Source organism: Atribacter sp. (assembly GCF_035418125.1).
Classification (GTDB): domain Bacteria; phylum Atribacterota; class Atribacteria; order Atribacterales; family Atribacteraceae; genus Atribacter; species Atribacter allofermentans.
The window spans coordinates 1-7766 of sequence record NZ_DAOLQM010000089.1; the positions used below are offsets into that span (position 1 = coordinate 1).

A 7766-nucleotide genomic window follows, 5' to 3' on the forward strand; every position below is an offset into this window, starting at 1 on the left:
GGGCATGATAAATCAAGCCCCTACCAAAGAATTAAAAAATGTAGGGGCACAATGTATTGTGCCCATTCTTCATTTAATGTAGCGACCTGCCTTGGCATGTCGAATCTTGGTTTTCATCCTCATTTGGTTCTACTCATGTAACATGAGGGTCTACTATGAAAATTTTGAGAGGAGCAGAGAAACGGTACCTGATAATGAATAGTATGTACCTAACAAATATAATTTTCTAGATAACGAATGAACGGATAATAAATCGACCTAAAACCACGATTGATATATAATGAGGTGGATTTTAAAATTTTTAATTAAATTGACCATGATGTCTGGAGGATGAACCATGAAAGCTAAAAAAGTCCTGGTTATAGGTGGAACTGGGCATATTGGAAGCTATTTGGTCCCGCTTCTGATGAGTAGAAGTTATGAGGTTACAGTATTCTCACGAGGTACTACCAGACCCTATCCGGGCTCTTTTATTTGGAAAAAAATAAACCAGATAAAAATTGATCGGGAAAGAGATGAAAAAAATGGGAATTGGCAAGAAAGAATCAGCAATCTTGAACCCGATATAATTGTCGATCTCATTTGTTTTGAACCAGATAGTGCACAAATAATGGCAGAAACAATTGATCAAGAAGATATCCATCTTCTAACTTGCGGCACTGCTTGGATATACGGAAAAACTCGTATTATACCAACTCCAGAAACAGCTCCGCGTAATCCTCAGAATGATTACGCTCAAAAAAAAGCTGATATCGAGAAAATTCTTCTTTCTTATACACAAGAAGGTCATATCCAGGCAACACTTATCCATCCTACTCATATAACCGGGCCAGGAAAACCTTTTATTACTCCTTTTGGAGACAACAACTTAAAAACCTTACAAGACATCATGAATGAAAAGGAAATCTATCTCCTTGATGGAGGCTTTAGCACTCTGCACCATGTACATCCTGCCGATATTGCTTATCTTTTTTTAAGATGTATCGAAGAAAAAGATTATACTATCGGCGAGTGTTTTAATTGTGGAGCAACTCATGCAATGACTTTTTTTGGATTAGGTCATTATCTTGCTCAACTCATGGGAGTAGAATTCCATTATAAAAATATTTCCATAGAAGAATATGCCGAAAATTTTAGCTTCCCAACTATGGCTGCTGATCACGTCCGTCAGGGATGTTGTGTATCAATGAGTAAATCCTTCGAAATACTCAATTATACACCCCGCTATAGCCCTGAAGATGCTGTTCGAGAAACTCTAAACGATTTGATCCTTCAAAAAAAACTAATCTGGAGCAAAACCAATGAGTATTTACAAAGATTGTGATATACGGGGTATTTATCCTAATGAGATAAATGAAGAGATTGCTTATTTAATCGGGAGGGCCTCGGGGTCAATGGTCCCGTTAGGGAGTTGTTTTGCGGTTGGTGGTGATGTAAGAATGAGTACTCCCTCTTTAAAAGAATGCCTCATTCGAGGATTAATTGAGAGTGGAGTCCGTGTGACTGATATTGGGATCGTTCCCACTCCTCTCCTTTATTTTGCCATTGATTATCTCCAGTTTCGTGGTGGTATTATGGTGACTGCTTCTCACAATCCAGCCGCTTATAATGGTTTTAAAATCCTCTTAGATAAAATGCCAATTACAACACAAGATATAAAAGAAATCAAAAAAAGAGTTAAAGAAAAAAATTTTCGTACTCAATTAGGACATTTTGATCAATTCAAAAATTACCAAGAAGAATATCTCCAATTTTTAAAAAAATTCTCGATTCAACCCAAAAGGAATTTAACTGTAGTGGTTGATTGTGGAAATGGTAGTTATGCTGATTTAGCCTCTCGATTTTTAACCTCACTTGGATATCAGGTTATTTCTCTTTACTGCAATCCAGACGGTTCCTTCCCCAACCGTCCACCCAATCCTTCACAACCTGAATATTTAAAGACTCTTTGTCAAACAATTATTCAACATCAGGCTGATATTGGGATTGCATTTGATGGAGATGGCGACCGGGTAGTATTTGCTGATGAAAAAGGTCAGGTTTTACTCCCCGAACATGGGATGATTTTCTTCATTCACCATCTCTTTCCCAAGAATCCTCCCGGTCAAAAATTTGTTTATGATATAAAAAGTTCTCGGATTGTTGCCGACGAGGTTCAACGTTTAGGTGGTATCCCGTTAGTCGAAAGGTCTGGTCATACCTACATAAAAACTCGACTTATTCGGGAAGATGCAATCATGGCAGGCGAAATTAGCGGGCATTATTTTTTTCGTGAAATTCATCGTGATGATGGGCTTTTTGCTGCGATGGTTTTTCTCGGTTATCTTTCCTCACATAGTTCTCCACTCTCAAAAATAATCGAGACTTATCCTTCCCCCCATGTTACACCTGATATTCGGCTACAAACCCGTTCACATCCTGATCTAATGAGTATTCTTGAAAAATCTCATTCCAAAGAAGAAAACCTTACTACAATTGATGGTATTCGGGTTGATTGGTTAGAAGGATGGGGATTGCTTCGAAAATCAGTTACTGAACCAGTGTTTACCCTCCGTTTTGAAGCCAACCAAAAGGAAAAACTTTTTGAAATAGTCCATCGCTTTCTTTGTGCTCTTCCCGATGTTGAACAAGAGATCCTATCTCGTCTAAAAAATAATAGCGAAACGAAATCTAATGGCAATAGTGACTAACTAAAATTATTGATTGTATAAATTGCCTAATCATCATGATAATATTTATCAATTTTCTTGTGGGATATAAGCTTGATAAAATTTTACAGCTGTCATATAATTAATTTATGGCTTTTAAAGATTGGCTTAAAGAAAAAATGAAAGAAAAAAACTGGAATCAAGTTCAACTGGCTCACGCCTCTGGTGTTTCCCAAGCGGCTATTTGTCGATGGCTCAAAGGCGAAAGAGAACCAGATATTACTACTTTGCAAAAAATTGGTAAAACAATGAACATACCTGATTGGGAATTGCTCCTCATAACAGGTATTGTCAATCGCGATGTGTTCTCTTTAGAAGATGACGATATAGCTATTCCTATCCTTTCTTCGAAAATTCCTTGTGGAATTGCCGAAAACGATTTTGATACCTATACCGTTGGCTATGAGATTTTTAAAAAATCACTTATTCAAATGAAAACCGGGAATTCATACCAGGACAAGATACGTTTATTCATTGTCCGTGCCAAAGGAGATTCAATGGCCGGCAAAGGAATCACCGAAAACGATTTGGTGGTTTTTTCTCCTGACCTCCAAACTCTATCAGGTGATATTGCTATCGTTGAACTCGAAGACCTTGGTTTATGCATCAAAGAAGTAATTTTTCAAGATAAGGCAGTCATCCTTAAATCTGCCAACCCCAAATATGACCCCGTTATCCTAATTGATAAACCCGCACGAATTATTGGAAAAGTTATTATGCATGTTGGTTATCATTGATACCTTTGAGGAAATAAGAGATAATGATGCCCAGAAAAATGGGTATTAACGAATTTTAATCTTCCCTATTGGTTATATCATCCGGAACATTTTACAAAGTTACTTGATAAGGAGTGAATAGAATCCTTTAAAAAAGAGCTTTGATCACTTCCATAAACGAAGAGGTGCAGAATGAAAAAAGAAAAATCTCCTTCAAAGGTTGACAATAACATTCAACCAACGAAAGAAGCAAAAAAGAAAAGTCCTCTAAGGGAGGCAATTGAAACTATTGTTTGGTCTTTAGTTATTGCTTTATTAATTATTCATTTCGTTGTTCAAAGTTTTTATATTCCTTCCAGTTCCATGGAACCTACCTTGGTTCCTGGAGAAAGAGTCCTGGTAGCTAAGTTTTACTACCGATTAACTGAACCACAAAGGGGAGACATTATTGTTTTTCGCTATCCAATTGATGACAGAAAGAATTTAATAAAAAGAGTGATTGGACTCCCCGGAGAAAAGATTAAAATTTCGAATGGAATGATCTACGTAAATGGTGAGCCTCTTCAAGGGGATAAATATGTTCGTACTTATTATGATTATGGCTTTTATGGAGAGGGAGAAAAAACCGTTCCAGAAGATTCTTACTTTGTTCTCGGTGACAATAGTATAAATAGCGATGATAGTCGCTTTTGGGGGTATGTTCCCCGCAAGAATGTCTTAGGACGGGCATTTCTCATCTATTGGCCTCTGACTCATATTACCATTCTGAAATAAAGCTTTCACTTCACTATGGGTTTATCCACAATCCATAGTGAAGTTTTCCGAATTCCTTTTTTATATATCGGTAACCGGCTCTACGTGTACCACAACATCCGAAACCCCAGGAATGTTCTTTTTTAAAGCAATTTCGACTTGATTAGCAATTTCATGGGCATTTTGAACATCCATGTTATCAGCAACTAATAGATGAAGATCGATATGGATATCATCTTTTCGACCTCGAGTTCTTATCTTATGACAACCTTTGACCTCAGGAATAGAAAGAACAACATCAGTAATAACTGAAGGATCAACGATGATACGGTCGCATAAAACATCAGAACTTCTTAAAAGAATCTCAACCCCAGATTTTAAAATTAAACCGGCAATAACCATTGCTGCGACTACATCTAACCAGACTGCACCCAACCGAACTGCAACCAGCGTAATAACGACCGAAATAGAAACAAAAATGTCACTCATAGTATGAAGAGCATCACTGGTAAGAATATCACTATGAAGACGGCGACCTATTCGAGTTTCAAAACGTACCACAATAATATTAACCAATAGAACAATGGCCATAACAATAAAACTTGAAATTGTTACCTCTGGAACAACTGGTTTACCTAAGCGGCCAACCGCCCCTCGTAAAATATCGATGCTCACGATAAAAAGGAGTAAAGCAATGGCAATGGAAGCAAAGCTCTCAAACTTTTTATGACCATAGGGGTGGTTAACATCGGCAGGTCGAACAGAAATAGAAATCGCAATCAATCCAATGATATTTGAAGCCCCATCGGAAAGTGAATGAAATCCATCGGCAACCATGCTGGCTGAACCAATAAATCTCCCGTATAATAGCTTGGTCAAGGCTACTCCCCAATTCAGTATTAAAATCCCCAGCAAAACATTTCGAATAGCATAATAACGGGCTTGCTCAGTCATTAATAATCCTCCAAAATTAAATAAAAAAACCTGTAAGACCAATACTGGTCCCACAGGTTTTAACCTGTTGCTTTTTTGCCCAGCCCCATTAACCTGACCAATCCAAGTTAATCGCCTGCTCCATTACTATTCTACTTTTAAGAATATATTTATCATATTCAACACTTCACGTCAAGAAAACTTTCCGATTACCCTTTCACTGCTCCAAAAGTTAAACCTCTAACAATATATTTCTGAACCGTCAAAGCAAGAACCGCTGGAGGAACAATTGCCAACAACATTCGAGTAGCTACATACCAGAATTGAATCCCCTGGGTATCTTGAGTGCCAGCGATAATTACTGTCATTGGCGAAGCCTTCGCATAAGTCATTATGAAAGCGAGTAAAAACTCGTTCCAGGAAAAAGAAAAACAGATGATTCCTGCTGAAACCAAAGCTGGTGCTGCTAACGGCAAAGCCATTCGAAAAAAAGCTTGAAACCGAGAGCAACCATCAACCAGAGCTGATTCTTCGATTTCTTCAGGAACTTCCTTAAAAGCATCACGTAATATGAGGACGGCGAAAGGAATAGTAAAAGTTGCGTTCACAAGGATTAAAGAAATTACATTATCTATTAAGCCTAAATTTTTAAAAATCAAGAAGAAGGGGATAACAGTTGCAGCCGGAGGAAGAAAACGCTGTGATAATATCCACATTGATATGCTCTTATTCGACCAACCATGATAACGGAAGCGAGCTAATCCATATCCAGCTAAGGTACCAATCCCCAAAGCAATTAACGCGGCACCAATGCCGATTGCCAGCGAATTTCCCATAGCCCGAGTGATTTCTTTGCCTCGCAATTGAAACTCCGACTTCCAGTTATCTAAAGTAGGATCGAATTGAATACCCGGGATGAAAGATAGCCGAAAAACATCGGCAGGTTTTTTTATTGAAGTTATAACCGCCCAATAAAAAGGGAAAAGCATCCACACCGCGACAATGGCTACAATAATCCAAAGAATTATGTTTACTATGATTTTGCCTCTACGAGTTCTCATTTCTACACCTCATGGCCTTATTCATAATTTGAACCATAGCGCTTAAAGAATAAAGCACTCACGATTAAAACAATAACCAAGAGTACGATAGCTGTAGCACTGGCAGCCCCCAGATTCTGATCTCTCAAGCCATTGGTATAAACGTTAAAAGTCAAAGTTCTGGTTGCCAAACCTGGACCTCCATTGGTTAGCGCAAAGGGAAGGTCAAATACTTTAAAAGCTTCTACAACACGGAGAATGATAACGGTCCCTAAGGCTGAGGAAATAAGCGGAAAGGTGATATGTTTAAAAATATCCCAACTTGAAGCCGAATCGAGGCTGGCTGCTTCATAGAGGTCTTTTGGAACAGATTGAAGGCTGGCCAATAAAACCAAAAAGGCAAAGGGTGTCCATTGCCAGGTATCGGCTATGAGAATTGAAAATACTGCCCAATTAGGGTTGGATAACCACGGTACTTGTTTTGAAATAATCGTAGTGAGAAAGTTATTAATAGGACCTCCATTTTCATAAAATATGATCATAAAAATATATCCCAAAGCAACTGGTGCAGTGAATAAAGGCATTGTTGATAATGTTCGAAATACCTGAACCCCCTTTATTTGACGGTTGAACAATAAAGCAAACAACAGACCTAACCCCACACTAAGCGCCAATCCACCTAAAACAAAGATGATAGTAACTCGAAATGCTCCCCAAAATCGATAATCAGTAAGTACATTAACGAAATTCTTTAATCCAACAAAACGGGTAACCTTAAGAAAACGTGATCCGTGAAAACTTAAATAAACTGTATAGATTAGGGGAGCTAAAGTAAACAGCATGAGCCAGGTAATAGCGGGTGCAATAAACCATTTTTTCCCCTGCTCTTTAAGAGGTATCCTCTTTTTTTCCACGCCCAACGCAACCTCCTCCTTCAAAATAGGGGGCTGGTTTGTCATCCCAACCAGCCCCCTAACCCATTATTTTCTGTCAATCAGTACCGAAAAATTATTCTCCAGTATAACCAATTGCATCCCAATACAAAGCTTTCTGTTCTTCTCGACCTAATTCTTCGGTGATATTTTCCCAATCACTGGCAACACGATCAAGAGCTTCTTGAGGTGATGCTTGACCAGTTAGGGCTTCCGACATATGGATATCCAAGCTTTCAATGTAATCGGCAGCTCCGGCAATTCTCAGGTAAGGAATACTTAGTGGGTACTTGAACCACATTGTATTATAAGCATCTAAGAATTCACGAATGTCGGCCTCATTATAACCAGTCGTTGTATAATCTTCAATTTTTGCTTGACCTTCTGGTTCTAAAAAGTCATAGATTGTCCCTGGGTCGATTCCACTCCATCCCCAAGCAACATTCCAGTGGTTAATCTCCGGTGTTGCTTGCCAGGAGAAGAAATGAGCTATCATATCAGGATCTTCAGCATATTTGGTGATAACTCCATGCCAGGATGCACCTGATTCATTCGCTACTAAATTAGATTTATCCATCTTCACCCATTCATTGGTTTCTAGGTCATAAACCTCGCTACTACCAGGAATGGGAACCACGCCAAGCTTTCCTTGAACGACAGAAACGCGGGTGTCTTGAGACAAGG

The 7766-nt window shown here is 38.6% G+C and carries 7 protein-coding genes, 1 pseudogene and 1 riboswitch; of the genes and pseudogenes, 4 read left to right on the forward strand and 4 right to left on the reverse strand.

Annotation, left to right across the window (positions count from 1 at the left end; translation table 11 throughout):
* The first annotated feature begins 337 nt into the window (after positions 1 to 337).
* From PLK24_RS05905 to lepB, 4 genes are all read left to right on the forward strand, one after another.
* Entirely contained in the window at positions 338 to 1324 is a 987-nt protein-coding gene (locus PLK24_RS05905) for an NAD-dependent epimerase/dehydratase family protein (protein ID WP_324477226.1), read from the forward strand.
* On the forward strand, positions 1302 to 2690 hold the full coding sequence (locus PLK24_RS05910; protein ID WP_324477228.1) for a phosphomannomutase/phosphoglucomutase: 1389 nt from the start codon (positions 1302 to 1304) through the stop codon (positions 2688 to 2690). The genes PLK24_RS05905 and PLK24_RS05910 overlap by 23 nt, the downstream gene beginning before the upstream one ends.
* A gap of 107 nt (positions 2691 to 2797) precedes the next feature.
* Positions 2798 to 3445: a LexA family protein gene (locus PLK24_RS05915; RefSeq protein WP_324477230.1), complete on the forward strand. Its 648-nt coding sequence runs from the start codon at positions 2798 to 2800 to the stop codon at positions 3443 to 3445.
* Between the two features lie 171 nt (positions 3446 to 3616).
* Positions 3617 to 4198 carry a signal peptidase I gene (gene lepB / locus PLK24_RS05920; protein WP_324477232.1) on the forward strand — a complete coding sequence of 194 codons (582 nt, stop codon included), beginning with the start codon at positions 3617 to 3619 and terminating at the stop codon, positions 4196 to 4198.
* Positions 4199 to 4258: 60 nt separating this feature from the next.
* Here lepB and PLK24_RS05925 read toward each other — a convergent pair whose 3' ends face one another.
* From PLK24_RS05925 to PLK24_RS05940, 4 genes and pseudogenes are all read right to left on the reverse strand, one after another.
* Complete coding sequence (locus tag PLK24_RS05925; protein ID WP_324477234.1) at positions 4259 to 5131, reverse strand: cation diffusion facilitator family transporter; 873 nt, start codon at positions 5129 to 5131, stop codon at positions 4259 to 4261.
* Between the two features lie 43 nt (positions 5132 to 5174).
* A riboswitch (NiCo riboswitch) is annotated at positions 5175 to 5264 on the reverse strand.
* 55 nt (positions 5265 to 5319) lie between these two features.
* Positions 5320 to 6171, reverse strand: a complete 852-nt coding sequence (locus PLK24_RS05930; RefSeq protein WP_324477236.1) for a carbohydrate ABC transporter permease — start codon at positions 6169 to 6171, stop codon at positions 5320 to 5322.
* A gap of 17 nt (positions 6172 to 6188) precedes the next feature.
* Complete coding sequence (locus tag PLK24_RS05935) at positions 6189 to 7064, reverse strand: carbohydrate ABC transporter permease (protein ID WP_324477238.1); 876 nt, start codon at positions 7062 to 7064, stop codon at positions 6189 to 6191.
* 94 nt (positions 7065 to 7158) lie between these two features.
* Positions 7159 to 7766: pseudogene (locus PLK24_RS05940) on the reverse strand (extracellular solute-binding protein); the annotation flags it as partial.

Excerpts from the sequence above, each read along its gene's own strand:
- PLK24_RS05905 (WP_324477226.1), top strand. The coding sequence starts at position 338 with ATGAAAGCTAAAAAAGTCCTGGTTATAGGTGGAACTGGGCATATTGGA.
- PLK24_RS05910 (WP_324477228.1), top strand. The coding sequence starts at position 1,302 with ATGAGTATTTACAAAGATTGTGATATACGGGGTATTTATCCTAATGAG.
- PLK24_RS05915 (WP_324477230.1), top strand. The coding sequence starts at position 2,798 with ATGGCTTTTAAAGATTGGCTTAAAGAAAAAATGAAAGAAAAAAACTGG.
- lepB (WP_324477232.1), top strand. The coding sequence starts at position 3,617 with ATGAAAAAAGAAAAATCTCCTTCAAAGGTTGACAATAACATTCAACCA.
- PLK24_RS05925 (WP_324477234.1), bottom strand. The coding sequence starts at position 5,131 with ATGACTGAGCAAGCCCGTTATTATGCTATTCGAAATGTTTTGCTGGGG.
- PLK24_RS05930 (WP_324477236.1), bottom strand. The coding sequence starts at position 6,171 with ATGAGAACTCGTAGAGGCAAAATCATAGTAAACATAATTCTTTGGATT.